At 66.2% G+C, this 22,388-nt stretch carries 25 protein-coding genes and 2 pseudogenes; 11 read left to right on the top strand and 16 right to left on the bottom strand.

Translation table 11 applies throughout. The annotated features are described in order from the left end of the window. Positions 1-94: 94 nt before the first annotated feature. Entirely contained in the window at positions 95-823 is a 729-nt protein-coding gene (locus tag EGH23_RS15435; protein WP_220580887.1) for a PspA/IM30 family protein, read from the top strand. Positions 824-847: 24 nt separating this feature from the next. Here the strand turns inward: EGH23_RS15435 and EGH23_RS15430 are convergent, their stop codons facing one another. Genes EGH23_RS15430 through hemC form a run of 3 tightly spaced genes read right to left on the bottom strand, consistent with a single transcriptional unit; the run spans position 848 to position 3,512 of the window. Continuing rightward, positions 848-1,600, bottom strand: a complete 753-nt coding sequence (locus EGH23_RS15430) for a uroporphyrinogen-III synthase (RefSeq protein ID WP_220580886.1) — start codon at positions 1,598-1,600, stop codon at positions 848-850. Further along, entirely contained in the window at positions 1,600-2,364 is a 765-nt protein-coding gene (cobA, locus tag EGH23_RS15425; RefSeq protein WP_220580885.1) for a uroporphyrinogen-III C-methyltransferase, read from the bottom strand. Before cobA ends, EGH23_RS15430 begins: the two co-directional genes overlap by 1 nt. Continuing rightward, the gene (gene hemC / locus EGH23_RS15420; protein ID WP_220580884.1) at positions 2,361-3,512 is read right to left on the bottom strand and encodes a hydroxymethylbilane synthase; all 1,152 of its coding nucleotides are present in this window, start codon (positions 3,510-3,512) and stop codon (positions 2,361-2,363) included. Before hemC ends, cobA begins: the two co-directional genes overlap by 4 nt. A gap of 174 nt (positions 3,513-3,686) precedes the next feature. Here hemC and EGH23_RS15415 point away from each other — a divergent pair, with 174 nt between their 5' ends. Both EGH23_RS15415 and EGH23_RS15410 read left to right on the top strand, forming a co-directional pair. Further along, complete coding sequence (locus EGH23_RS15415; RefSeq protein ID WP_220580883.1) at positions 3,687-3,845, top strand: hypothetical protein; 159 nt, start codon at positions 3,687-3,689, stop codon at positions 3,843-3,845. A gap of 56 nt (positions 3,846-3,901) precedes the next feature. After that, on the top strand, positions 3,902-5,491 hold the full coding sequence (locus tag EGH23_RS15410) for an outer membrane protein assembly factor BamB family protein (protein WP_220580882.1): 1,590 nt from the start codon (positions 3,902-3,904) through the stop codon (positions 5,489-5,491). Positions 5,492-5,495: 4 nt separating this feature from the next. Here the strand turns inward: EGH23_RS15410 and EGH23_RS15405 are convergent, their stop codons facing one another. Genes EGH23_RS15405 through EGH23_RS15395 form a run of 3 tightly spaced genes read right to left on the bottom strand, consistent with a single transcriptional unit; the run spans position 5,496 to position 6,843 of the window. After that, the gene (locus EGH23_RS15405; RefSeq protein ID WP_220581001.1) at positions 5,496-6,041 is read right to left on the bottom strand and encodes a CDP-2,3-bis-(O-geranylgeranyl)-sn-glycerol synthase; all 546 of its coding nucleotides are present in this window, start codon (positions 6,039-6,041) and stop codon (positions 5,496-5,498) included. 35 nt (positions 6,042-6,076) lie between these two features. Continuing rightward, entirely contained in the window at positions 6,077-6,502 is a 426-nt protein-coding gene (locus EGH23_RS15400; protein ID WP_220580881.1) for a zinc ribbon domain-containing protein, read from the bottom strand. A 17-nt stretch (positions 6,503-6,519) separates the two neighbouring features. Beyond that, positions 6,520-6,843 (bottom strand): hypothetical protein, encoded by a 324-nt coding sequence (locus EGH23_RS15395; protein ID WP_220580880.1) that lies wholly within the window; start codon positions 6,841-6,843, stop codon positions 6,520-6,522. Positions 6,844-7,013: 170 nt separating this feature from the next. On the opposite strand from EGH23_RS15395, the gene EGH23_RS15390 reads away from it, so the two are divergent. Both EGH23_RS15390 and EGH23_RS15385 read left to right on the top strand, forming a co-directional pair. Then, positions 7,014-7,850, top strand: a complete 837-nt coding sequence (locus tag EGH23_RS15390; RefSeq protein WP_220580879.1) for a proline dehydrogenase family protein — start codon at positions 7,014-7,016, stop codon at positions 7,848-7,850. A gap of 58 nt (positions 7,851-7,908) precedes the next feature. Continuing rightward, a complete protein-coding gene (locus EGH23_RS15385) occupies positions 7,909-8,562 on the top strand; it encodes a DUF502 domain-containing protein (protein WP_162318192.1) in 654 nt (217 codons plus the stop codon). An 11-nt stretch (positions 8,563-8,573) separates the two neighbouring features. Here EGH23_RS15385 and EGH23_RS15380 read toward each other — a convergent pair whose 3' ends face one another. The 7 genes and pseudogenes from EGH23_RS15380 to EGH23_RS26385 all read right to left on the bottom strand — a co-directional run. Beyond that, on the bottom strand, positions 8,574-9,506 hold the full coding sequence (locus EGH23_RS15380; protein ID WP_220580878.1) for a branched-chain amino acid transaminase: 933 nt from the start codon (positions 9,504-9,506) through the stop codon (positions 8,574-8,576). 207 nt (positions 9,507-9,713) lie between these two features. Continuing rightward, complete coding sequence (locus tag EGH23_RS15375) at positions 9,714-10,823, bottom strand: hypothetical protein (RefSeq protein ID WP_220580877.1); 1,110 nt, start codon at positions 10,821-10,823, stop codon at positions 9,714-9,716. Positions 10,824-10,949: 126 nt separating this feature from the next. Beyond that, complete coding sequence (gene ribB / locus EGH23_RS15370) at positions 10,950-11,621, bottom strand: 3,4-dihydroxy-2-butanone-4-phosphate synthase (RefSeq protein WP_220580876.1); 672 nt, start codon at positions 11,619-11,621, stop codon at positions 10,950-10,952. Then, the gene (locus EGH23_RS15365; protein ID WP_220580875.1) at positions 11,608-12,306 is read right to left on the bottom strand and encodes a DUF120 domain-containing protein; all 699 of its coding nucleotides are present in this window, start codon (positions 12,304-12,306) and stop codon (positions 11,608-11,610) included. Before EGH23_RS15365 ends, ribB begins: the two co-directional genes overlap by 14 nt. A 99-nt stretch (positions 12,307-12,405) precedes the next feature. Beyond that, positions 12,406-13,380 (bottom strand): 4-demethylwyosine synthase TYW1, encoded by a 975-nt coding sequence (gene twy1, locus EGH23_RS15360; RefSeq protein WP_220580874.1) that lies wholly within the window; start codon positions 13,378-13,380, stop codon positions 12,406-12,408. An 86-nt stretch (positions 13,381-13,466) separates the two neighbouring features. Beyond that, positions 13,467-14,323 (bottom strand): annotated as a pseudogene (locus EGH23_RS27050) (tyrosine-type recombinase/integrase). A gap of 974 nt (positions 14,324-15,297) precedes the next feature. Continuing rightward, a pseudogene (locus EGH23_RS26385) lies at positions 15,298-15,408 on the bottom strand (4-demethylwyosine synthase TYW1); the annotation flags it as partial. A gap of 582 nt (positions 15,409-15,990) precedes the next feature. Here EGH23_RS26385 and EGH23_RS15345 point away from each other — a divergent pair. Continuing rightward, positions 15,991-16,725, top strand: a complete 735-nt coding sequence (locus tag EGH23_RS15345) for a hypothetical protein (RefSeq protein WP_220580871.1) — start codon at positions 15,991-15,993, stop codon at positions 16,723-16,725. A gap of 39 nt (positions 16,726-16,764) precedes the next feature. Here EGH23_RS15345 and EGH23_RS15340 read toward each other — a convergent pair whose 3' ends face one another. Then, positions 16,765-17,007, bottom strand: a complete 243-nt coding sequence (locus EGH23_RS15340) for a hypothetical protein (protein WP_220580870.1) — start codon at positions 17,005-17,007, stop codon at positions 16,765-16,767. Between the two features lie 753 nt (positions 17,008-17,760). On the opposite strand from EGH23_RS15340, the gene EGH23_RS15335 reads away from it, so the two are divergent. The 3 genes from EGH23_RS15335 (at position 17,761) to EGH23_RS15325 (ending at position 19,918) form a co-directional block, all read left to right on the top strand. Further along, the gene (locus tag EGH23_RS15335; RefSeq protein WP_220580869.1) at positions 17,761-17,898 is read left to right on the top strand and encodes a hypothetical protein; all 138 of its coding nucleotides are present in this window, start codon (positions 17,761-17,763) and stop codon (positions 17,896-17,898) included. A gap of 114 nt (positions 17,899-18,012) precedes the next feature. After that, a complete protein-coding gene (locus tag EGH23_RS15330) occupies positions 18,013-19,224 on the top strand; it encodes a CBS domain-containing protein (RefSeq protein ID WP_220580868.1) in 1,212 nt (403 codons plus the stop codon). 52 nt (positions 19,225-19,276) lie between these two features. Beyond that, positions 19,277-19,918: a dienelactone hydrolase family protein gene (locus EGH23_RS15325; protein WP_220580867.1), complete on the top strand. Its 642-nt coding sequence runs from the start codon at positions 19,277-19,279 to the stop codon at positions 19,916-19,918. A 25-nt stretch (positions 19,919-19,943) separates the two neighbouring features. On the opposite strand, the gene EGH23_RS15320 is transcribed toward EGH23_RS15325, so the two are convergent. After that, positions 19,944-20,366, bottom strand: coding sequence for a CBS domain-containing protein (locus EGH23_RS15320; protein WP_220580866.1), 423 nt, complete (start codon positions 20,364-20,366; stop codon positions 19,944-19,946). A gap of 96 nt (positions 20,367-20,462) precedes the next feature. Here EGH23_RS15320 and EGH23_RS15315 point away from each other — a divergent pair, with 96 nt between their 5' ends. After that, positions 20,463-20,888 carry a DUF1708 domain-containing protein gene (locus EGH23_RS15315; RefSeq protein WP_220580865.1) on the top strand — a complete coding sequence of 142 codons (426 nt, stop codon included), beginning with the start codon at positions 20,463-20,465 and terminating at the stop codon, positions 20,886-20,888. A 401-nt stretch (positions 20,889-21,289) separates the two neighbouring features. Further along, positions 21,290-21,592 carry a hypothetical protein gene (locus EGH23_RS15310; protein WP_220580864.1) on the top strand — a complete coding sequence of 101 codons (303 nt, stop codon included), beginning with the start codon at positions 21,290-21,292 and terminating at the stop codon, positions 21,590-21,592. Between the two features lie 9 nt (positions 21,593-21,601). On the opposite strand, the gene EGH23_RS15305 is transcribed toward EGH23_RS15310, so the two are convergent. Further along, positions 21,602-22,267, bottom strand: coding sequence for a PIN domain-containing protein (locus EGH23_RS15305; RefSeq protein ID WP_220580863.1), 666 nt, complete (start codon positions 22,265-22,267; stop codon positions 21,602-21,604). Positions 22,268-22,388 lie beyond the last annotated feature (121 nt).

Raw genomic sequence — 22,388 nt, 5'->3', positions numbered from 1 at the left:
TTCCCGACGGTATTGTTATGCCGCTGTCAGTCGTAGGAAGCCGTATGTCACGTAGCCCGCGAGCGGCGTCCGACGAGTACGGCGAGGTGGCCCGATGAGTCTACTCGGTCGCATCTCCTACACTATCCGCGCGAAACTCAACGCCCTGTTGAACCGAGCGTCGGACCCCTCGGCGGAGTTGGACTACTCCTACGAGGAGTTGCGCGACGAACTGCAGAACGTGACCCGCGGCATCGCCGACGTGACGACCCAGAAGAAGCGGCTGGAGATCCATCGCCGGCGGCTCCGCGAGAACGTCGAGAAGTACGACGGACAGGCCCGCGAGGCGATGCGACAGGACCGCGACGACCTCGCGCGGCGCGCCCTAGAGAAGAAGCAGGCCCACGTCAGCCAGATCAGCGAACTCACCGAGCAGATCGACTCGCTCCAGGAGACGCAGGACGGACTGGTCGGCAAGCGCGCGGAACTGTCGAGCCAGATCGAGCAGTTCCGCACGCGCAAGGAGACGGTGAAGGCCCGCTACGAGGCCGCCGAAGCGTCGGCCCGCGTCTCCGAGGCCTTCACCGGCGTCGGCGACACGATGGCCGACGTCAGTCGGTCCATCGAACGCGCGACCGAGCGCACCGAGCGGATGGAGGCCCGCGCCGCCGCCCTCGAAGAACTGGAAGAGAGCGGGCAGCTGGAGTCCGTCTTAGACGACAGCGACGACATCGACCGGGAACTCGACCGCCTCTCGAACGAGAGGGCCGTCGAGTACGAACTGGAGACGCTGCGGGCCGAGATGGACGAAGACCAGCGAGTGCGCGAGGCCGCGAGCGAGTAGCGCCGGCGGTACCCGTCAGGCGACTCACTCGCGATGAGTCGGCGCGGCCGCCTCGACGGTTTCGCAGGCCAGCGTCTCGAAGTCCGCGCGCTCGGGGACGATATCCACCGATATCCCGGCGTTCTCTGCAGTTTCCTTCGTGGGATTTCCGATAGTTCCGACCGTCGCATCCCGCAGTCCGGCGACGGCGGCCTCGCGGATGCCCCTCTCCTCGGCGGCCGCGAGGAAGTGTCGGACGGTCAGCGAGGAGGTGAAGAGCGCGGCGTCGAGTTCACCGGCGGCGGCGAGTTCGGCGGATTCGCCGGACTCGGGCGGGCGGACGAGGCGGTAGAGCACCGTCTCGTGGACGTACGCGCCCGCGGCTTCGAGTCCATCAGTAAGGACCGCAGAGCCGTGGTCCGAGCGAGCGACTTCGACGCGAGCGCCGGCCACCTCGGCCTCCAGCCTGCGGACCAGCCCCGCCGAGGAGAACTCCTCGGGGACCACGTCGACGGTGTAGTCCGCCTCGCGGAGCGCCGCGGCCGTCGCGTCGCCGATGGCACAGACCGTCGCCTCGCCGGGCGACCAGCCCGCGTCGGCTGCGAGTCCGACGCCCGTCTTGCTCGTCAGGACGACGTAGTCGGCGTCGCTCCGGGGCGAGTTGTCGGTCGGCTCGACGGCGAGCATCGGGTCGGGGACCGGGTCCGCACCCAGCGAGTCGAGCAGTTCGACCGCGGCCGCCAGACGCTCGTCGTCGGGTCGGAACGCCGCGACGCGGAGGCGCGGTTCCTCGCGCATCAGTCTCCCTCCAGGAACTCGACGACGCGTTCCCGCTGGCCCGCGACGGCTCCGATGACGGTGATCGCGGGCGGTTCGATACCTTCCGCGTCCCGCACGTCGACGATGGTCTCTAGGGTGCCGGTGGCGACTCGCTGGTCGGGCCAGGTCGCGCGTTCGACCAGCGCGACCGGCGTCTCGGGGTCCATCCCCGCCTCGCGGAGCGCCGCGGTGTAGTCGGGCAGTTTGCCGACGCCCATCAGGACGACGATGGTGCCGCCCGTGGCCGCGAGCGCCCCCCAGTCGACGGCCGACTCGTCTTTGGTGGGGTCCTCGTGGCCCGTGACAAAGGAGACGGAAGAGACGTGATCGCGGTGCGTGACCGGGATCCCCGCGACCTCCGGGCCGGCGATGGCGCTCGTGATGCCCGGCACGACCTCGAACGGGATCTCGTTCTCGGCGAGCGTCACCATCTCCTCGCCGCCGCGGCCGAAGACGGTGGGGTCGCCGCCCTTGAGCCGAACGACCGTCTTGCCTTCCCGGGCGAGTTCGACCATGCGGGCGTTCGTGTACTCCTGTGGCGTCCACTCGCCGCCGGCGCGCTTGCCCACGTCCTCGCGTCGGTCCTCGGGAATCAGATCGAGAATCTTGGGACCGGGCAGTTTGTCGTGCAACACTACGTCGGCCTCGTCGAGGAGGCGACGGGCTTTCACCGTCAGCAGGTCCGGGTCGCCGGGGCCGGAGCCGACGAGGTAGACCTTGCCGACCGCAGTCCGGTCGGTCATGCGTCTTCCTCTTCCTCCCGGGCGGTCGCCGCGTCGTCGTCGGCCGCGCCCGCGTCGCGCTTGGCCTCGGCGATGAGGTCGTCGGCCCCCCGCTCTGCCAGTTCCGCGGCGAGGTCGACGGCGGCGGAGACGTGGCGCTCGACGGGGAGGTCGCGGCCGACCCGCACCTCCTCGTCGCCGTCCCGCGAGAGGACGCGGACGTTCGTGTGGACGACGCCGCCTTCGAGCGTGGCGTAGACGCCGATGGGAGCCACGCAGCCGCCGCCGAGTTCCGCGAGTATCGTCCGCTCGACGGTCGTCTCGACGCGGGTCCGTCGGTGGTCGATGCGGTCTTTGATCTCTACGGCGAGGTCGCCGTCGACGGCCGTTACCGCGAGCGCGCCCTGTCCGGGGGCGGGGACGAACGCGCTGGTGTCCAGTTCCGTCGTCCCGACGTGATGGGAGAGGCCGGCGCGGTCGAGTCCCGCCCGCGCGAGGACGATGGCGTCGTACTCGACGTCCGGCTCCCGCCCCATCGCGCGGCGTTCGAGTTCCGACAGTCCATTGAACCACGCCTCTACGTCCTGTTCGTAGGGGAACTCGTAGTCGTCATCGTCATTTCCGGCGTGTTCCTTTCGCTCCTGTTCGGCCTCGTGACGCTCCTGGTGTTCGCGCTGGAGCGTCGGCGCGAGCAGCTTCTCGATGCGCGTGTCGACGTTGCCCCGCAGCGGCTCGACGGTGAGGTCGGGCCGCTCGGCGAGCAGCTGCGCGCGGCGGCGGAGGCTCGACGTGCCGACCGTCGCGCCCTCCGGTAAGTCGTCCAGTTCGACGCCGTCGGGCGTCACGAGCGCGTCGCCCGCCGCGGCGCGTTCGGGGACGCCGGCGACGACCAGTTCGTCGGGCCGCTCGGTCGGCATGTCCTTCATCGAGTGGACGGCGGCGTCGAGTTCGCCCGCGATGACCTTCTCGTCTAAACTGCGGACGAACGCGCCGGTCTTGCCGAGGCGGTGGATGAGTTCGTCGCGTATCTGGTCGCCGGTGGTCTCGACCTCCGTCAACTCGACAGTGAGTCGCCTGCTGGCTAGGGCGTCCCTGACCGTGGCCGCCTGCCGCAACGCCAGATCGGAGCCGCGCGTGGCGAGTCGGAGCGTGTCCCCGCGTGTAGTCATACGTCTCTCTCGACGGGCCGCTTTGAAAAGCACATCACTTCCCGCGGCCGATACCCGCTGGAAACCTTTGAGGTATTAGTTCCCAAAGGTTTAATATCGGCAATGTCGTACGACCGGTGCGTGCACTGGCATGGACAGTGACTGACTGACACGCACGGCAGGGGAGGAGACGCGATGCGTCGGCGTGAATTTCGGGTGGGAACGGCCGGCGCGGGGGCACTGGCACTCATCGGCACGCCGGGAGGTACCGGCGTAGCGAGTACGCACTCCGGACCGCCGCGATTTCTGACCGTCGGCGAAGACGGCGTTCTCACGAGTACAACGTCCATCTAAACGACCACAAGATAGACTACCGGACGCCGCGTCGGTTACCGAAAGAGTCGTAACTGATGATGGGTAGACGAGCGTTCGGTCTCTTCGTGCTAGCGATGGTCGCGGTCGTCGCGGCCCCGGTAGCGGGCAGTCCGGGCGTCGACGGGTGGGAGAGCTACGCCGGCGGCGAGCGCAACACCGGTGCCGCCGCGTCGCTGTCACCGCTGGAATCGCCGACGGACGACTGGAACCGCGCGCCCGGCGGCGACGTGGCCGCCAGTCCCGTTATCGTCGACGGGCAGGCCTTCGTGGCGACCGGGGAGTTCGTCAACGCGCACGCGCTCGATGACGGAACTCGTCAGTGGACCAGAGACGTGGAGAACCAGCGATACGACTCGCTGGCCGCGACCGACGGCACCGTCTACGCGACGACGGCCGACGGCGTGACGGCCCTCGGCACCGCCGACGGTGACGAGCAGTGGTCGACGGCGCTCGCGGGAGCCCCCTTCGGGTCGCCGACGGTCCACGACGGCGTCCTCTACGTCGGGAGCGACGACGGGACGCTGTACGCCGTCGACGCCGACACCGGCGACACGGCGTGGAGCTACGACGCCGGGACGTCCCTCTCGGCCACCGCCCCGGCCGTCGCCGACGGCACCGTCTACGCCGGCGACCGCAACGGGACGCTCCACGCGGTCGGAACCGACGGTAGCGGCCTGTGGACCGACTCGGTCGCCGACGAGCGACTCACCTCGCCGGCCGTCACCGACGGGTCGGTGTACGTCGGCGCGGTCGACGGCACCGTCGCCGCGTACGCGCCCGACGGAACGCGACAGTGGACGGCCGCGCTCGGTGACGCGGTGCGCTATTCGCCGGTCGTCACCGACGACGCCGTCTACGCCGCGACGGCCGCCGGCGACGTGGTCGCGCTCGACGACGCGGACGGCGGCGCGACGACGTGGACCGAGGAAGTACCGGCGACCGGTGGCAACGGCGTCTCGATGTCGCTGCACGGCGAGACGCTCGTGGCCGCCACCGACGCCGGCGCGGTCCACGGCATCTCGACGGACGGAACCAGCCTGTGGACGAGGGAACTCAGTGGGACCGCCGTCTCGCCGCCGGCCCTCGTCGACGGGACGGTCGTCGTCGGGACCGACGCCGGCGAGGTGTACGCCCTCACGGACGAGAGCGAAGCGGGCGGCGGGAGCGACGGATCGACCGGTGACGACTCGACCGAGAGCGAGTCGAGCGGTGGTGCCACGTCAGGTGGAAGCGCCCCGCCGAGCGGCGGCGCGGGTGGCGCAAGCGGGGACGGTACGGGCGGCGCGACCGACGGCTCACAGGGCGACGGGACGACCGCGACGCCGTCCGGCGGGACGACTGCCGCGCCGGATGGCGCGGGAGCCCCGACCGGAGACTCCGCGACCGCTACCGCCGCACAGGCGACCCAGCCCGGAGGGGAGGCGGCCGAGAGAGCGACCGCGGGTGCGACTGGGACGGCGAGCAGCGGCGAGGAGCCGACCGGCATCACCGCACGGCCGACGGCTGCGACCGACGAAACCGCCGGATCGCCGGTCGAAACCACCGACGGCAGCGGTCCCGGCTTCACCGCCGCACTCGCGGTGCTCGCGGTGCTACTGGCTGGCCTGCTCGCGCGCCGTCGCTAAGAGGTTACCACGGCTCGTTTTTCAGCCCGAGCCCGTAGGCGATCCCGTTCGTCAGCACGTGCAACAGCGGCGTGAGCAGGAGGATCGCCGCCAACACGGGGACGGTGAACGTCGCGCCGAACCACGACGGCGCGAGGACGAGCGCGCAGGCGAGCGCGCCGACCACGAAGTCCAACTGATCGAGTCCCGGAAAGGCCGCTCCGCGTTCGCGGCCGCTCCGGCGCTTGAGAAACGACGCGCCGATGTCGCCGAGCATCGCCCCGAACGCCAGTCCGAGGCCCGCGAGCAGCGGAAACGTCGGGAGCGCGTGGCCGACGAGATCGCTCGCCGCGGGCGCGAGCACCGAGAGCAGTATCGCGAGCGCCAGTCCCGCGAGCGTGCCGGCGAGCGTCCCGCGCCACGTCTTGCCGTCGCCGAGCAGTCGGCTGTCGCCCATCGTCCGTCCGCCGTCGATCGGCCGGCCCCCGCCGGCGAGCACCGCCGCGTTGTTGGGCACGTACGCGGGCAGCATCACCCACACTGCCGTCACAACCACACCGAAGACGTCCATGTCCGCGCCGTCTCGGCCCGGCGTCTTAACGCGTGTCATCTACCGACGACTGAAGTCGTGGGCTTGTCCGTGGACTCCCGGTCTGACGACGAACCGTCGTAGGCGGTGTAATCGCCGTTCCCGTTCACCATCCCAGACTTGAGGGCGAGATGACCGTCGCCCAACCCATCGGGACGTTTGCCCGGTGGTAAAGTTAGCAACTTGAGACCGATGTTCTTCGACGCGTTGTAGTCGCCGTCAACCGAGTAGCCACACTCGTTGCACTCGAACCAGCCAGTCTTGCTATCGCGGTTCGTGCTGGACTGATGCTCGCACTTCGAGCAGGTCTGACTCGTAAACGCAGGCGGAATCTCCTCCACGCGGATACCGTACCCGCTGGCTTTGTACGCGAGCATTTCTTGAAGTTCGCGGAACGCCCAGTTGTGCATTTGACGCTTTATTTGGTCGTTCCCGTTGTCCATTCGCTCGCGGATGTGGGTCAAGCGTTCGACGGCTCGTTGAATCGTGGGAGTGGTCGGCTGTTACCCTTCTTCCAGTCTGCAACTGTAGATTTCATCGCTTCGACGGCTTTCGAGTAGGCGCGAACGCAGAGGTTCGCGGGCAGGTCTGTCTCGTCTCGTAGGTCGTGGTACACTTCGTCGTGTATCGTGGACTTGTTGAGGATGAGATAGCCGTCGTCGTTTCTACCGTGTTGGACAGTGTAGTTACAGGCGTGGTTGAACTGCCCGATGGTCTGATGGAGGTCGCTCTGTCGGTCTTCGGGAACGGTTCGTTTGACCGGAACGGTTCGTTTGACCTCCATCTGTAACCTCACATACGAAGTAGTGTTTTATAAATTCTACAACGGGCGTGGGGGAGTCGGATTGCTATCGCTCGTGGTTGGTTTCGAGCCTTGTGACTCGTACCGAGCGCGTGTCACGACGACAGCGGTACGCGGCAACCTTCTTGCCGTCCGGGTGGCAACTATCGGGCATGTTGCCGCCACTGGCACGTCGGTTCGTCGCCGGGGAGTCGGCCGCCGCGGCCCTCGAACATGCCCGCCGGACGAACGAGCGGAACGTCGGCGTCATCTGCAACCGATTGGGCGAGCACTATCACGAACGCGCTCCGGCGGCGGCCGACACCGCCGCCTACGAGCGGCTCGTCGCCGACATCGGCGCGAGCGACCTCCGGGCGTGCATCTCCGTGAAGCCCTCGCAACTCGGGCTGCTCGTCGACGAGACCCTCTTCCGCGAGAACCTCGCGCGCGTCGTCGAGAGCGCCGCGGAACACGGCGTCTTCGTCTGGATGGACATGGAGGACCACACGACGACCGACGCCGCCATCGACGCCTTCCAGACGCAGGCCGAGGAACAGGGGGGCGGCGTCGGTCTCTGTCTCCAGTCGAACCTCCGACGGACGGCCGACGACCTCGAACGGCTCGCGGACGTACCCGGGAAGATTCGGCTGGTCAAGGGCGCGTACGACCCGCCCGCGGACGTGGCCTATCAGCGCAAAGCCGAGGTGAACGCGGCCTATCGACGGGACCTGGAGTTCCTGTTCCGCGAGCGCACCGGCGGGGTCGCCGTCGGCAGCCACGACCCCGAGATGCTGACGCTGGCGGCGGACCTCCACAGCGAGTACGAGACGCCCTACGAGGTGCAGATGCTGATGGGCGTGCGGACCGACGCCCAGTACGAGCTCGCCGGCGTCTGTGACGTCTGGCAGTACGCCCCCTTCGGCAGCGAATGGCCCGCGTACTTCTGGCGGCGCGTCCTCGAACGCAAGGAGAACGCGCTGTTCGCGCTTCGCGCGCTCGCCGGCGGCTAGTTCCGCGCTTGGAACGGGAAAGGAAAGGGCTCATATCCCGTGACAGCCACTATCTCCTATGGCCTCGTCTTCGTCGTGGAAGCGTGACTTCGCGAGCGGCCTCATCGTTCTGTTGCCCATCATCGTCACCCTCACCGTCATCATCTACCTCTACGGCATCCTGGCTTCCGCGGCGTTTTTCATCCCCGCCATCGACTCCGGGCTCCTGATCGCGCTCGGTGTGCCCGCCGACGCCGCCACCGCCCGAGCGGTGGAGTTCGCCCGGGTCTTCGTCGCGCTCGTCCTGTTCGTCCTGCTCGTCTTCTCCGTGGGCTACCTGATGCGGACCGCCTTCGGCGACATCGTCGAGCGGGCCTTGGACGACGCGATGAACCACGTTCCGGGGCTTCGAGTGGTGTACAACGCCTCGAAGATGGCGGTCGAGACGGCGGTGTCGGGCACCGACGAACTCCAGAAACCCGTGAAGCTCGAAGTGTGGGACGGGCTGCGGATGACCGCGTTCAAGACCGGGAAGACGACCGACGACGGCCGCGACGTCCTGTTTCTGCCGACGGCACCGAACATCACCACCGGGTTCGTCATCGAAGTCTCTCCCGAGGACTACGAGGAGACCGACGAACGCGTCGAAGACGCGCTGACGCGCATCCTCAGTGCCGGGTTCGGCGACACGCACGACGGCGACAGCCCGATCCCGATGACCAGCGAAGACTAACTGGGTTCAGCTTAGACGTAGCGGAACCACTCTTCTCGCTCGCCTGACTCGACGAGGTCGAAGAAGGCCGTCTGGAGCTCGTCGGTGACCGGTCCCTTGGTCCCCGCGCCGATCTGGTTGTCGTCGACGCTGCGGATGGGCGTCACCTCAGCCGCGGTGCCGGTGAAGAACAGCTCGTCGGCGGTGTACAGTTCGCCCCGCGAGATGGTCGCCTCGTCGTGGACCTCGTAGCCCAGTTCCTCGGCGAGTTCGATGGCGGTGCGCCGGGTGATGCCGTCGAGGATTGACTCGGCCAGCCCGGTCGTGTAGATCTCGCCGTCGCGGACGAGGAAGATGTTCTCGCCCGGCCCCTCGGCGACGTTGCCCTCCTGGTTGAGGACGATTGCCTCGACGTAGCCGTTGCCTCTGGCCTCCAGCGACGCGAGGACGCTGTTGACGTAGGGACCCGTCGTCTTCGCGTTGGTCGGGATCTGATCGGAGGAGTACTTCCGCCAGGAGGAGATGGCCACGTCGACGCCGTCTTCGAGCGCCTCCTCGCCGAGATACGCGCCCCACGGCCACGCGGCGAGACCGACCTGCACGGGCGACTTGCCGGGGTTCAGCCCGAGCGGCCCGTACCCGTAGAAGGCGATCGGGCGGATGTAACAGGACTGCAGGCCCTCACGCTGGATGAGTTCCACCGTGGCCTCGGTGAGTTCGTCCTTCTCGAAGGGGATCTCCATGTCGTACACCTCGGCGGAGTCGTAGAACCGATCGAGGTGTTCCTCCCAGCGGAAGATGGCCGGGCCTTCCTCGGTCTCGTAGCAGCGAACCCCCTCGAAGACGCCGGTGCCGTAGTGAAGCGCGTGGGTAAGCAAGTGGACGTTCGCGTCCTCGAAGTCGACGAACTCGCCGTCCATCCAAATCTCCTCGACGCCCTCGAACATCTCGGGACGGTCGCTCATGCGCTGGTCCCCCGCGTCCGACAGTCACGTGTGATACCGACCGTTGGTTCGTCGTGAGTCATATACACCCAATTGAATTCCTCCGTTAAGAGTGTTGACGGTGTCTGTTCACTGTTGGCAGTTGCGTGAGCCGGCGAAAAAAGGACGCATCGTCGGCGGTCGTGCGGACCCGCCGACGGAATCGTGCACGGTCGCGGACTCGCGCTCTCAGTTGTCCGCGGTCGCGGTCTCGTTCTCGGGCGTGGCCGTCTCCTCGTCTAAGACGATGACGTCAGACGGCGTTCCCGCGTCGGTCGCGGTTTCGTTCCCGCCCATCGGCGTCTCCGTCCCGGTCTCGCCCTCGTCAGTCGCGTTCTCGTCCGCGGCGACGCCCTCACAGCCGCCGGTCGAGAGCGTCATCGGCTCCGAGAGGTCGAGCGCGGTCCGGGTCGGCTCCGCGTCCTCGTCGGAGGCGTTGGCCGAGACGACTTCCCAGTTCTCGACGGTGCCGTTGTAGTACTGGCCGGCCAGCACGGCCTCGTCGTTGAAGGCCGGACTGACGCTGATCGAGAAGTTCTCGCCGAGGCCGCTGTAGACGCCGCCGTCCGTGGCCGCGTCGCCCCACGTCCAGTCGACGCGAGCGGTCTCGTTGTCGACGGTCCAGACGTCGTAGCTGGTAGGCCCGTCGTACTGGTCGTCGCGGACCGTCCACGTCCCGTTGGCCGGGAGTTGGGTTATATCGAGGGACGCCGACCCGCCACTGGAGTTGGCGTTGCCCTCGTTACCGTGGACGAACACCAGGCTCAGCGTGTCGTCGGCCGTGTCCTCGGTGCCGTTCGTGTCCGAGTACAGGAAGACGATGCTCGTATTGGCCCGCTGGAGGTCCGTCGTCCCCTCCGAGCCGTACGCGTCGCCCGTCGTGTTGATGTAGGGGTTATCCGCGAACTCCTCCGGAAGCCGGTAGTCGTAGAACTCCTGTGCGGACTCGTTCCCGGAGAGCGGCGTTACCACGGTACACTGGTCGCCCTGGACGGCGGCGTACTGCCCATCGGCGCTCGCCGCCTCGTCGGTCGGCGTCGCGTCCTCGCCGTCGTCAGACGGCGTCGCCTCTCCGTCGTCCGTCGGCGTCTCCGCCTCCTCGTCGGACGGTGTAGCCGTCGGTTCCGCCTCGTCGTCGGGCGGCGTCTCCATCGGTCCGTCGGTCGGTGTCTCGGTCGGCGTCTCGTCGGCCTGTGCGGCGACCAGACCGGTCGTCGGTGCCAGCAAGACGGCGGCTACCACGAGCAGCGTGGCGAGCCGTCGCCCCGAAAGCCGGTTTAAACTTGGAATCGGTGCCATGCACCCAATTACCCACGACAAGCGGGCATTGTTATTCCCGCCGTAGCGAATCGTAAGCCCGGCTGATTCAGACGGCGATCTCGGCAAGCCCGACTTAGCGACGCGCGGTTCGCGGTCGCGGAGAGGTCACTCGAGCGCGGCCAACAGCGCCGCTCCCTCGACGTAGACCAGACCTTCGCGCTCGGCGTAGGCGCGGGCGGCGGCCGGCGGCAACGCCTCGCCCGTCTCGTCGTCGAGCATCTCACAGACGACGGCGGCGGGGGGTTGGTCGGCGGCGGCGGCCAGCGCGACCCCGAGTTCGGTGTGGCCCTCCCGGTCGTCCAAGAGGTTCGGGGCGGCCCGTAACAGGTGGACGTGGCCCGGCGAGCGGAACGCCTCGGCGAACGCGTCCGCGTCGGGGTCGGCGGCGACCGCGGCGAGTTCGCGGATGGTCAGCGCGCGGTCCTCGTCGGTGATACCCGTGAAGGTGTCGCGGTGGTTCACCGTCAGCGAGAACGAGGAGCGCTCGTCGTAGCCCAGTTCGTGGTCCGCGGCGGTCGGGTGGTCGACGACCTCCCGCATGAACGGGAGGTCTAAGGCGTCGGCGACGGCGTCGGAGAGGGCGACGCAGACGAGACCGCCCGCGTCGTTACGCATGTGGGCGACGGCCGCCGAGTCGACGGCCCCTGCGGGGTAGATTACGTCCGTTTCGCCCTCGCGGTCGGCGGCGTCGTGGACCAACACGGGGTCGCCGCGGGCGAACGCGGCGACGGCGTCGGCGGCGCTGTCCGCGTCCACGGCAGTCTCACTCCGAGACATGGACGGTCACCTCGTCGCCGTCTTCCAGTTCGAGCACGTCCCGGAGCTTCTCGGGGGCGATGACCTCCAGTTGCTCCTCGCCGTGGTGGGTCCGCTCGGGCGCGATGACGTGGGCGGGCTCGTACTCGCCGTCGCCGCTCTCGACGGAGACCGGGTAGCAGTACGCCGGGCCGTAGGTGCGCTCGTCGTCCTCCCAGCCCTCGATAGTCACGGGTTCCAGCGCGCCGAGTCGCGCGCGCTTGCGGACGCTCTCCTCGGTGAGTTCGAGGTTCAGCGTCCCGGCGAACGGTTCGTAGTTCAGTCGCTCGATGAACTGCTCCATGTATCCGGGCAGCGTGATGTAGTGCCGTCCCTCGCCCATCCCCGAGGTGACGATGCCGTTCAGGTGGACGCTGGCGTCCGATTCGAAGATGCGCCGGTAGTCCGCGTACTCCGACTGGAGGCGGCGCTCGCCCGCGGCGGTGATGCGGACTTCCTGACCGTCGCCGCCGATGTCGCGGTCGAGGAAGTCCGCGTCTTCGAGCCGTTGGAGGCGGCGCGAGGCCGTCTGATTCGAGGCCTCGAGCCGCGCCGCGAGGTCCGCACAGGATACCTTCGTCGGCTCGTCCAGCGCGCCGTCGAGCGCGAGCAGTTTCAGCGTCGCCAGCTCGTCGCGCCCGACGACCCGTCCCGATGATTCAGCCATACGCGACGCTACGGAGTCGCGACCGATAAGCGTACCGAACGTGATATGAATTCCAGATGTGGAACGACAGGGAACTGGAGTCCAGTTGCCGACTCGCGTTCAGTACTCGACGAGCGCGTCTCGCTCCCAAAATTCGCTTCCCTTCTCCAACTTCGGCACCCACGTCTGTTCGTCCTCGGCGAGGACGGCCACGCGGGACTCCTCGACCTCTTTGAGCACGTCGTGGGGGAGGTACTCGCTGACGGCCTCGGTGAACTCTCTGACATCGCTGTGGTCGGGCATCGAGTCGCGATCGAGTCGCCCGCGCGAGTGGCCGACGTGCATGTACGCCTTCATCTCGACGAAGTCGGCGTCGGCTCGGTCGCACATCGCCGCGTACCATTCGGGGTGGTGCATGTTGTGGCCGTCGACGAGCGTCGTCCGGATCACCGTGCGCGTCTCGTCCTTCTCCGCGAGGACGTCGAACGTGTCGATCAGCGACTCCCACGCGCCGTCCTCGACGGCCTTGACCGTCGAGTCGAACGTCTGTCGGTCGGGGGCGTCGACGGAGACGTACAGTTGGGTCGGGTCGCACTCGGCGAGCATCTCGGGATTCGTGCCGTTCGAGACGAGGAACGTCGTGATGTCCCGCGCGTGGAACTCCTCGATGAGTTCCGGCAGGTAGGGATACAGCGTCGGTTCGCCGTCGAGCGAGATGGCGACGTGGCGCGGCTCCATCGCCTGGTCGAAGACGTCGTCGGGCACCTCGTCGTTGCCGCCGAACCCCGAGAGCAGGTCCCTCTGGAGCTCCACGGAGGCATCGGCGACGGCCGCCGGATCGTCCCACTCGACGTCGCCCAGTTCGTACGCGTGGCCCGCGTGGTCGCGCCAGCAGAAGACGCAGCGCTCGTTGCACTTCACGACGGGCGTCATCTGGATGCAGCGGTGGGACTCGATCCCATAGAAGAAGTATTTATAACAACGCCCCTCGCCGCGCAAAGAATTGGCCGTCCAGCCACAGGTCTGTGCCGCAGTGTGATTCTGGCTGTGGTAGTCCGGATCGTCTACCTGTTTGGCTCCGTCGGACTCGCTCATTGTTAGGGCTAGTGTACAGGGAGCCTAAAACATCCTTTCGTCCGGAACCCCGAGATGGAGGGTGACAAGCAACCCCCAAGATGAGATTACAGCGACAGGTTCGCGGGTCCGTATCGCATTCCACACACGGGGCAGCACTGCCAGTGAGCATCGAGTTCCTCACCGCACGCTCCGCAGTTGTCCGGTGTTAGCGGTTTGGGAGTCTGATCACGGCTATCTCCCAGTTTTCTTTCAACGTTAGAGAGGAGTTCCGCGGTCTTCGAATGGTTGTAGACGATATTGACACCATTTCCCTCTCTTCCGTGTCCGAGCAGCAGTTTAATCTCGTCGTCGTTCAGGCCGTAATCCTGTTTCATCGTCGTCGTCCAGAAGTGGCGAAAGCTATGTGGGTTGACCGGCTTGTCGACGTTCGCCCGACCGGCAGTTGTTTCGAGCATCCGTCGAATCGTACCTTGACACAGCGGTTGGTCTAGTTTCGTGTAGTGGTGATCGGGATCACCGACGAAGACATACGTGGATGGACTTCGAGCCAGTTTGTGAGAGCCCACTGTGCACCGAGCAGTGGTCGTCGATTGACCCGTCTCGCTGCACCTTTCAGGCCTTCACGGTCAGTATTGAGCGAGAACGTTCCGTGTTCAAGGTCGATATCTCGAATCCGAAGTCCCTGAATCGCGCTGATTCGTTGTCCGGTGTTCAACAGCAACTCCAATAGTGCCCTGTTTCGAGGGCCATCGACGTGTTGTCTGAGCGCCTGCACGTCACGACGTAAGAAAACCTCGCTGTCGTCGTGACCTGACTTTGGTTGCTCGCTGTACACGGTAATCTCCGCAGGTGAAGCGATATCGAAATACCAGACGAACGTTCGCGCTGCGGACTGAGCGATTGCCAGTGTGCGTTTGGCCAGCCCACAGTCCTTCACGTGTGGATTTTCGCCGGTGTGCATTGCATCCATTGCGTCGTTGAACTCCGAGGGGTCCAACGAACAGAGGTCAGGAATCGCACGCACTGCGACCTTCCGTATCGAACGCAGGTACGTCTGAACAGTGCTGACCGCGAACGTCTTCGCTTCCCCGTCTGGCGTTACGTAGGTCGCTTCCGATTCCTCTGGATGGAGTGCAGACGACCACTCAAGCAATGCCTCGGTCGTCTCCCGAGGCAGTTTTCCGTCTGCGCCGTAGCGTTCGAGTCGCGCTCGTTCGCTCCGGAGTTTCCGCACGGGCCCCTGTGCCATCTCAGTTCAGCTCCAACAGCCACTGATCGACAGGCGAATCAGTGATTCCGGCAAAGACTCTGATATCGATTCCACATTCGATTTTTCGATGGTGCAAACAAGACCTGAGTAACGAGCGCCCGAACCAGAGCGCCCGCACTCCGTGTGGGCGCTCATAAGCAAGGTGAGTGCCTCGGGGCTTGTCCCCGAGGTACTTCACACGAATCGGTGTTCGTCCAACCTTGGAGATTCCCCCGCCAATACCGAGAGAGAAAGGGCAAGATAGGGTGCAGAGCGAGGTAGTTCTATAGGAGCATTGGTCTAAGAGCCAGATTCGAGACCCCCAGAAACCAGAATATAGGCGTCTGAGGTGCTATTTCCGGCAAATATGGAAGGAGTCAGGCGAACCTTCGACAAGCAAATAGTGACAGTTTTCGTTATCTTCGATCAGATGGACTGTCCAAGTTTGTCGCAGTCTATCGATTCTCCTAACCTTGGAAGTTAAAATGTATCTGTCAGGTGTTGTCTGAGAGTTGATAAGCAAGCAGTAATCACCCCATTCCATCCTATTCTCCGCTGCATCTCCAGTTCGGTCAAACACTTGCGTAGAGCTATCTTCCTAGAAAGGATTGGTACAGGCATCAACGCCATTAGCGGGATATCTGCCCAAGGTTGGAGTTAGCGTCCCGTCATCTGTTGAGCACCGTTCCCTCACCCCGCATCGCGTTCTTCGTCCAACCACAGGCCTGTGCGGCCGTGTGGTTCTAGCTGTGGTAGTCGGGGTCGTCGACCTGTTTGGCCCCGTCGGACTCGCTCATTATGAGACAGATGGACGCCGAAACTGAAACATCCTTTCGTCCGTCACACCGAGTCCGTCGATCGGGAACCGTTCACGCCGAGGAACGCGGTAGATATTAGCTGCAGTTCGCGTATACTATCTCCCTCGGTACGAACGTATCTTTCTATGTATTTCTCGATATCCCGTATTTGAATACACTATTTCCAATTTCTCCGCCTTCTCGCCCATATACCGAATATATCTTCGTTTCTTCGCTTGATAGCTATATTTTTCCCTTATACGACTGTCCATTCGTTTTCAACGGCTTATCGCCCCGTTTCCGTCCGCCGAGTGGCCCGTCTCTCAAAACGGTCATTCATAGAGCTCTACGGAATGCGGTAGACTCCCTCCTTGGATTGCCGAACCGGTCCGCCCCGAATAGTCGGAGAGGACGGTTACGATTACTCCGTAGGACGCAACCGCCGCATTTCTCTCGTCGGCGTATATTCCACTCAGATAGAATTGGAACGTTCCCGAAACCAGTATTTGAGTACACGTCACATATTGGACGATAGACAACGCTTAAACGTCCGTAGAAACTACGTGCTGTCGTACGAAACCGATGTCAAACAGCCAATCGGAAGTGTCGACTGAACTCGCCGCCCGCGACGACCCCCGCCTGAACGAGGAGTTCGTCCGAACGCAGCCGGCGACGTCCGACAGGCATCCCGCGATGCTCGTCGGCGTCGTCCATGACCACCCCGCCAGCAGCTACCGCGTCCGAGAGGTAGCGACAGCGTTCGACCCAGACGTCCTCGGGCTCGAACTCCCGGCGGTGGCGGTACCGTACTTCACGGGGCGAGGAGCGGACAGCGCGGACGGAGGAGACGACGCGGCGGCGACGGACGAGATGACCACCGCCGTCGCCGCGTCGCCGGACGCGGAGACGGTCGGCATCGACACGCTCGGTTGGCGGTTCGGCTATCGCTTCGCCCGCAACGCGCTCGACGAGCGCGCGTCGCCGGGGACGGTCGGACGGGCGGTCGGCGAGATCGGTCACATCGCTCGCCACGCCCTCGACTGTCGGCTGGGGGCTGAGGGAGCCCACCGCGACGCCCTCGATCACGACGTCACGGCGGCCGACTCGCCGACCGCCCAAGCCGACGACGAACGGACCCGCGTCGCGCGGAGCCGGGCGCTGCTCGGCGCGTTCGAGCGACCGCACGCCGACCTGTTGCTCGACGGGACGCGCGAGCAGACCATGGCGGCGAACGTCGACGCCCGCCGGCGAGACGGGTCGGTCCTCGCCGTCGTCGGGATAGACCACCTCGATAGCGTCGCCGATAGACTGACCTGAGACGCGAACTAAAAAAGTACCGGACGGGCAGACAGCGACTCAGAAGTTCGATTTCAGGTGGATACCGTCGTCGTTTATCTTGTCGACGTTCGCCTTCTCGAGGCTGTACGTCTCCTCGCTCTCGTCTGTCCAGCCCAGTTTCCGGCGGATGCTCCCGGAGAGTCCCGAGTCCGGTTTCACATGTGCGGTTCCGCCGCTGGCTCGTTCGATGGTGCCGACCATGTCGCCGTCGGCTGTCATCACGTGCTTTCCCTCGTCTTCGGAGCGGAAGTTTCGGACCATGGCTGTGATGTCACGCTGACGTCGAGCCCTTCCGGGGTCGGGTGCTCGTAGCGTCCCGTGACGGAAGAGACGACGGCGCGAGCGGGTATTGATATACGCGGACTATCCGAGACGACGTCCGGGGTAAGCCCGTTCGCCGATTCGTCGGTGAGTGCGACCACACGGAAAGCGCCCCTTGTCGGTGTCGTCGGGTAGCGACCGAAATCGTCCGAACACGGACCTTCCGCGTCTCGGAGCCGGATACGGACCGCTTGTTCGTTCGCACCGAGCTCGGCGTCGACGATAAGTCGGCGTTGCCCGTCTCGAGTAGTGACAGCGGACGAGCGAGTCGCTGCCAAGCGTAGTTATCTGGTCGCCACGCTCATCCGGACAGCGACGAGATGGCGAGCGGAGACTGAAAATACCGCTCCAATCGGCGACGGAACGCACTAGTCGGAATGCTGTCAGACGGCGAAACGCAGGCATACCGTCAGTACCGGCCCCGCGGCGTGCCCGGTCGGCGACGCACCCGACCGAGGCGCGGACCGCTACTCACTGCCGCGCTCTGTCCGACTCGACGGAAGCGAACCCCCCTCGCCTCACCGGAGACGCGCCGCGCTATCCGCGCGGGACGCCGGGGAGTGATCTTACGATGCGTCGGCGCGCAGCGGGAGGTATGGTCGAGCGCTACACCGAGGTCCAGAGCAACGAGCGATTTGAGTACGGGGTCGTCACGTACCTCGACGGCGACGACGAGACGGTGACGGCGATACGGTGACGGCGGAAGGGTACGTCGCGAACGACATCCTCGACGGCAACGGGGAGTCGGTCGCCGTGGTCGCAGAACCGAACCGCACGCTCCACGTCCCGTTCGACCGCGTCGTCCAGATTCGCTACTCGATAGCGGACTGAGCGAGCGGAGCGGAGTCGTCGCAGGTCCGGACGACGGCACCGCGGTCCGGGATCGTCTCGACGGAGCGAACATTGAACCTGTTGGCGAGCGTACTCGAACGCCGGTGGAACCCTATGGACATCAGCGACATCGTTTCGGCGGAGTACGACTCGTTCGACGCGGACACCCGCGTCTCGGAACTCGAAGGCGCGATACGGGAGTCGGGGGACAAAGCGGTGGTCGTCACCGAGGACGGCGAGTACGAGGGGCTGGTCACCCAGCGGCAACTGATCGGCGGCCACCGGAACCCCGACGCGAAGGCTCGCGGCCTCGTCTGGCACGTGGCGAAGGTGGATGCCGACGAGGACGTGCGGACCGTTGCGCGCCTGATGGTCGGTAGCGACGCGAAGGCGCTCCCCGTCTTCGAGGACGAAGAACTGGTGGGCGTCGTCACGGCCGACGACTTGCTCGCGAAGGTGCAGCCGTTCCTCCGAGTGCTGACGGTCGACGCCGTCTCGACGCCGGACCTCCTCACCGTTCCGCGGGACGCGACGCTGGGCGAGACGCTGCACACGCTCCGCGAGCAGCGCATCACGCACCTGCCCGTGGTCGAGGACGACGCCGCGGTCGGCATCGTCGGTCTCGCGGACGTCCTCGACTTCGCGGCCCGCGAGATGCGACGCGGGCAGGGCGGGTCGCCGGCCGCGGAGGTCCAGACCGGCGGCGGCCGCTCGCACGGCGGGTTCGGGGAGCGGTCGGGCGACCTCGACCGGATGCTCGACCTGCCGGTCGAGAACGTCATGAGCGAACCGATAGCGACCACGACGCCGAAGACGGGCCTCGACGAGGCCGTCGGGACGATGCTCTCTCGGGGCATCTCCTCGCTCGTCGTGACCGACGGCGGGCGTCCGGCCGGCATCGTCACCAAGACGGACGTCCTGGAGGCGCTTTCGGTGACCGAAGAGACGCAGTTCCCGGTCCAGATAACCCACATCGATCTCCTCGACGACATGACGCGCGCGGACGTCGCGAGGCTGATAGAGGGCGTCACGCGGAAGTACGGCGGGCTGAAGGTCTTGGAGGCGAACGTCTTCCTCCACGAGCACGACGAGACGCTGCGCGGGACACCGCTCGTCATGGCGCGAATCCGCCTGTTCACGGACAAGGGCCACTTCGTCGGCACCGGCGAGGGGTACGGCGCGCGACACGCCCTGCACCTGGCGCGCAACGTCGTCGAGCGACAGATACTCGAGGGGAAGGACTACGCCCGCACGAAGAAACACCCGAGCGAGGACTACTGGAACAAGGTGTTCGGGTGGTGGCTTACCGGGTCGCCACGGCGGTAACGGTCTCGCGGCCGACGGGAACGTTAACACGTCAGTCCGCGAACGCTCAGGTATGACCGACCAGACAGACCACGCCATCGCGATTCCGGTCGACGGCGTCGAACTGGACGGGGAACTGGTCCTGCCTACGGACGCCGACGGCCTCGTTATCTTCGCCCACGGGAGCGGCAGCAGCCGGAAGAGCCCCCGAAACGCGTTCGTCGCGGGCGTACTTCGGGACCACGGCGTCGGGACGCTGCTGTTCGACCTCCTCACCGAGGCGGAGGACGAGCGCTACGAGACCCGCTTCGATATCGAGCTGCTGACCGAGCGACTGCTCGCGGCGACCGAGTGGCTGCGAGCGCGCGAGGACACGCGCGACCTGAACCTGGGGTACTTCGGGTCGAGCACCGGGGCAGCGGCGGCCCTGCGCGCCGCGGCCGAGCGTGGCGACGACATCGCCGCCGTTGTCTCCCGCGGCGGTCGGGTCGACCTCGCCGCCGAGCAGTTGCCCGCGGTGACCGCCGCGACGCTGTTCGTCGTCGGCGGCGCGGATACGCAGGTTCTCGAACTCAACCGGGAGGCCTTCGAGGGACTCACCGGTCCCAGCGAGCTAGAGGTCGTCGAAGGTGCCGGCCACCTCTTCGAGGGGCCGGGGGAACTGGAGGGGGTCGCCAGCCTCGCGGCGACGTGGTTCGAGCGCCATCTCGCGTGAGCCGGGGGTCGCGCCGCCGCGGTGATCAGTACGGCGGCGACTCCGCCTCGACGACCGCCGCGAGGTTGCGGAACTCCGCCGCCAACAGGACGAGGAAATCGTCCATCGTGACGATACCAGCGAGGGTGCCGTCGTCGCGGACGACGGGGAGGCGGCGGACCTTCGCCGCCAGCAACCGGTCGAGGGCGTCGAGGACGTTCGCGTCGGTCGCGACGGTGACGAGTTTCCGCACCATCACGTCGCCGGCGGTCGTCTCGCGCGGGTCCGTGCCCGTACCGACGACGTCGAGCGCGAGGTCCCGGTCGGTGACGATGCCGACCGGCCGATCGTCCTCGACGACGACGGTGCTGCCGACGCCCGCATCGCGCATCTTCCGTGCCGTTTCGTCGATCGGCGTCTCCGGGGTGACGGTGACGACGCGCCGCCTGGTGAGTGACTGGATGGTCATCGGTGTCCCGTTCGCTCTATCGGGACGACACCGCTAAACTCCGTGGGTGATGTTGCCCCCATTATCTTGGTGCTCGCCGTCGTCTCTCCGAGATGTATGTCGACGATCGACACTGATCGAGAGCGGTTGCGGCGTGTCCGCGAAAAGCTCGACCACTGGCAGTTCGACGCACGCGACGCGGCGTACGAAGAGTTCTTCGGGGGCGAGAACGCGGCGGTGACCGACGAGGAGCGACGGCTCCTAGATGAGATAGATTCGACGCTCGTCCGACAGACCGGGCGCGGCTTGTGGGACGCGGACGAGTACGGCGTCGTCGCGGCCGGCGTGGCCGGCGAGAACCCGCAGGTGGTCTGTATCGGCCACCCCGAGATCCCGGACGAGGGATACCGCGACGAGGACAGCCTATCCGAATCCACGCGAGCGGAACTCAACGACTTACTCTGGGAGTACGCCGAACGCGTCGCGAGTCGCCTCCAAACCGATCTCGATGATTTTCTGCGGGACGCCCGCGACGAGGGGTGAGTCCCCGCCGAGCGACCGACCTATCCCCGCGCCGAAATTTCCATTTACCCGGACCGTATCGACGGACATAGCGAACTAAGACGACGAGGAGAACCTCTCGACCGTCGGGTCGGGCGGCGTCGACAAGCTCGGAGAAGCAATCGAAGACCTCGAGGAGTACCCGGACGAACTCGCCTCGATCCACTGCCGAATCGAGAAGAATGATGGCGAGATCCCCGGACATGTCCGGAACCGGATACTCGAAGACGCCGACCAATTCGGCGACGACCTCGAGGAGACGACCGACCGACTGCTCGAGGAACTCCGCGAGCTGAAACGCGCGGTGTGAGCCAGAGGCGACCGAGCGCTGGCCCGTTTCGGACCGCCGTTTAAGGGGACGCGCGCCGTCGTGACGAACTGCGATGACAGACGAACCCCGACGGTCGGCCGACTCGGATAGAGCGACGCGTGCGGACGGCGGCGACGCGTCCGAGGAGTGGACGGACATCCATCTCTCCGAACCCGAACCGGACAGCTGGGAGATCGATTTGCACGTCGAACACGGGGCCGTCGAGACGGTCGTGCTCCGCCTCCACGCCGACGGGTTGCCCGGCGTCGTCAACAGCCTCCTCTCGGACGTGGACGACGAGCTCGTTCGGCGGGTCCTCGCGTACGCCGTGGAGCGACAGGACGTCGACCCGGCGACGCTCGTCGACGAGGAGTGAGCGGCCCGGCTACGCCCAGACGCGGCCGTGGGCTTCGAGGCGGTCGAGCGCGCGCCTCGGGCCGAACCCGGGGACGCCGTCGTTGTAGTCCGTCCCGCAGAGGATGGCGACGTCGACGAGCTGTGCCCGCGTGAGGCCGAGTTCGTCGAGCGTCGCGCGGAAGTCCATGCACTCCAGGCGGCCGGCACTCGCGAACTCCCGGAGCGTCAGCGGCGCGCCGTACAGTAACGCGTCGTAGTCGTCGGTCACGACGTACTCGGTGGCCCCCGCCCGCGCCATGTGCGCGGCCTGCGCTTCCGCCTCGGACGGAGCTACGAGCGTCGGGATATCGAGCAGTTCGAGCAGCTCGTCGGTGGTCTGTCGGATTGGCTTCGTCAGGCCCTGCGCCTGCGCCCGATTTCGGGCGGCCGCGCAATGGTCCCCTCGTTCGGCCGCCGCCTTCGCCTTCGCGTCGGCTCGCTTCCGGCGCTTGCGCCGCGAGGAGAGCCGGGACTGCTTGAGCGAGACGGGGCCGCCGTCGAAGACGAACACCGGGAAGAGGCAGCGTTCGAAGAACGCGGGGACGCCGCGGACGACACCCAGCAGGTTCGGGACCGCGGTCCCGTCGCTCGTCGTGTACGCCGCAGGGTCGGTGTATCGCACCGTCCGCTGCATGTGGCGGTACAGCCAGGTCAACTGCCCCGCGCACGGTGGCGCGGGGCTTGTCAGTGAACTCGGCCTCTACCCCCGATTAGGGGGACGGGACGAATCCCCGATTCGGCGTCACGGTTCCTGACTTCAGGGCGAGTTGACTGTC

Source organism: Haloarcula nitratireducens, from assembly GCF_019599505.1.
Note: the sequence above shows the minus strand (reverse complement) of the source record. Positions and strands in the feature narration are given on the sequence as shown.

Excerpts from the sequence above, each read along its gene's own strand:
- EGH23_RS15430 (WP_220580886.1), bottom strand. The coding sequence starts at position 1,600 with ATGCGCGAGGAACCGCGCCTCCGCGTCGCGGCGTTCCGACCCGACGAC.
- EGH23_RS15330 (WP_220580868.1), top strand. The coding sequence starts at position 18,013 with ATGGACATCAGCGACATCGTTTCGGCGGAGTACGACTCGTTCGACGCG.
- EGH23_RS15380 (WP_220580878.1), bottom strand. The coding sequence starts at position 9,506 with ATGAGCGACCGTCCCGAGATGTTCGAGGGCGTCGAGGAGATTTGGATG.
- twy1 (WP_220580874.1), bottom strand. The coding sequence starts at position 13,380 with ATGAGCGAGTCCGACGGAGCCAAACAGGTAGACGATCCGGACTACCAC.
- hemC (WP_220580884.1), bottom strand. The coding sequence starts at position 3,512 with ATGACTACACGCGGGGACACGCTCCGACTCGCCACGCGCGGCTCCGAT.
- EGH23_RS15405 (WP_220581001.1), bottom strand. The coding sequence starts at position 6,041 with ATGGACGTCTTCGGTGTGGTTGTGACGGCAGTGTGGGTGATGCTGCCC.
- EGH23_RS15345 (WP_220580871.1), top strand. The coding sequence starts at position 15,991 with ATGTCAAACAGCCAATCGGAAGTGTCGACTGAACTCGCCGCCCGCGAC.
- EGH23_RS15375 (WP_220580877.1), bottom strand. The coding sequence starts at position 10,823 with ATGGCACCGATTCCAAGTTTAAACCGGCTTTCGGGGCGACGGCTCGCC.
- EGH23_RS15400 (WP_220580881.1), bottom strand. The coding sequence starts at position 6,502 with ATGGACAACGGGAACGACCAAATAAAGCGTCAAATGCACAACTGGGCG.
- EGH23_RS15320 (WP_220580866.1), bottom strand. The coding sequence starts at position 20,366 with ATGACCATCCAGTCACTCACCAGGCGGCGCGTCGTCACCGTCACCCCG.
- EGH23_RS15310 (WP_220580864.1), top strand. The coding sequence starts at position 21,290 with ATGACAGACGAACCCCGACGGTCGGCCGACTCGGATAGAGCGACGCGT.
- EGH23_RS15315 (WP_220580865.1), top strand. The coding sequence starts at position 20,463 with ATGTCGACGATCGACACTGATCGAGAGCGGTTGCGGCGTGTCCGCGAA.
- EGH23_RS15415 (WP_220580883.1), top strand. The coding sequence starts at position 3,687 with ATGCGTCGGCGTGAATTTCGGGTGGGAACGGCCGGCGCGGGGGCACTG.
- EGH23_RS15390 (WP_220580879.1), top strand. The coding sequence starts at position 7,014 with ATGTTGCCGCCACTGGCACGTCGGTTCGTCGCCGGGGAGTCGGCCGCC.
- EGH23_RS15410 (WP_220580882.1), top strand. The coding sequence starts at position 3,902 with ATGATGGGTAGACGAGCGTTCGGTCTCTTCGTGCTAGCGATGGTCGCG.
- ribB (WP_220580876.1), bottom strand. The coding sequence starts at position 11,621 with ATGTCTCGGAGTGAGACTGCCGTGGACGCGGACAGCGCCGCCGACGCC.
- EGH23_RS15435 (WP_220580887.1), top strand. The coding sequence starts at position 95 with ATGAGTCTACTCGGTCGCATCTCCTACACTATCCGCGCGAAACTCAAC.
- EGH23_RS15365 (WP_220580875.1), bottom strand. The coding sequence starts at position 12,306 with ATGGCTGAATCATCGGGACGGGTCGTCGGGCGCGACGAGCTGGCGACG.
- EGH23_RS15340 (WP_220580870.1), bottom strand. The coding sequence starts at position 17,007 with ATGGTCCGAAACTTCCGCTCCGAAGACGAGGGAAAGCACGTGATGACA.
- EGH23_RS15325 (WP_220580867.1), top strand. The coding sequence starts at position 19,277 with ATGACCGACCAGACAGACCACGCCATCGCGATTCCGGTCGACGGCGTC.
- EGH23_RS15385 (WP_162318192.1), top strand. The coding sequence starts at position 7,909 with ATGGCCTCGTCTTCGTCGTGGAAGCGTGACTTCGCGAGCGGCCTCATC.
- cobA (WP_220580885.1), bottom strand. The coding sequence starts at position 2,364 with ATGACCGACCGGACTGCGGTCGGCAAGGTCTACCTCGTCGGCTCCGGC.
- EGH23_RS15395 (WP_220580880.1), bottom strand. The coding sequence starts at position 6,843 with ATGGAGGTCAAACGAACCGTTCCGGTCAAACGAACCGTTCCCGAAGAC.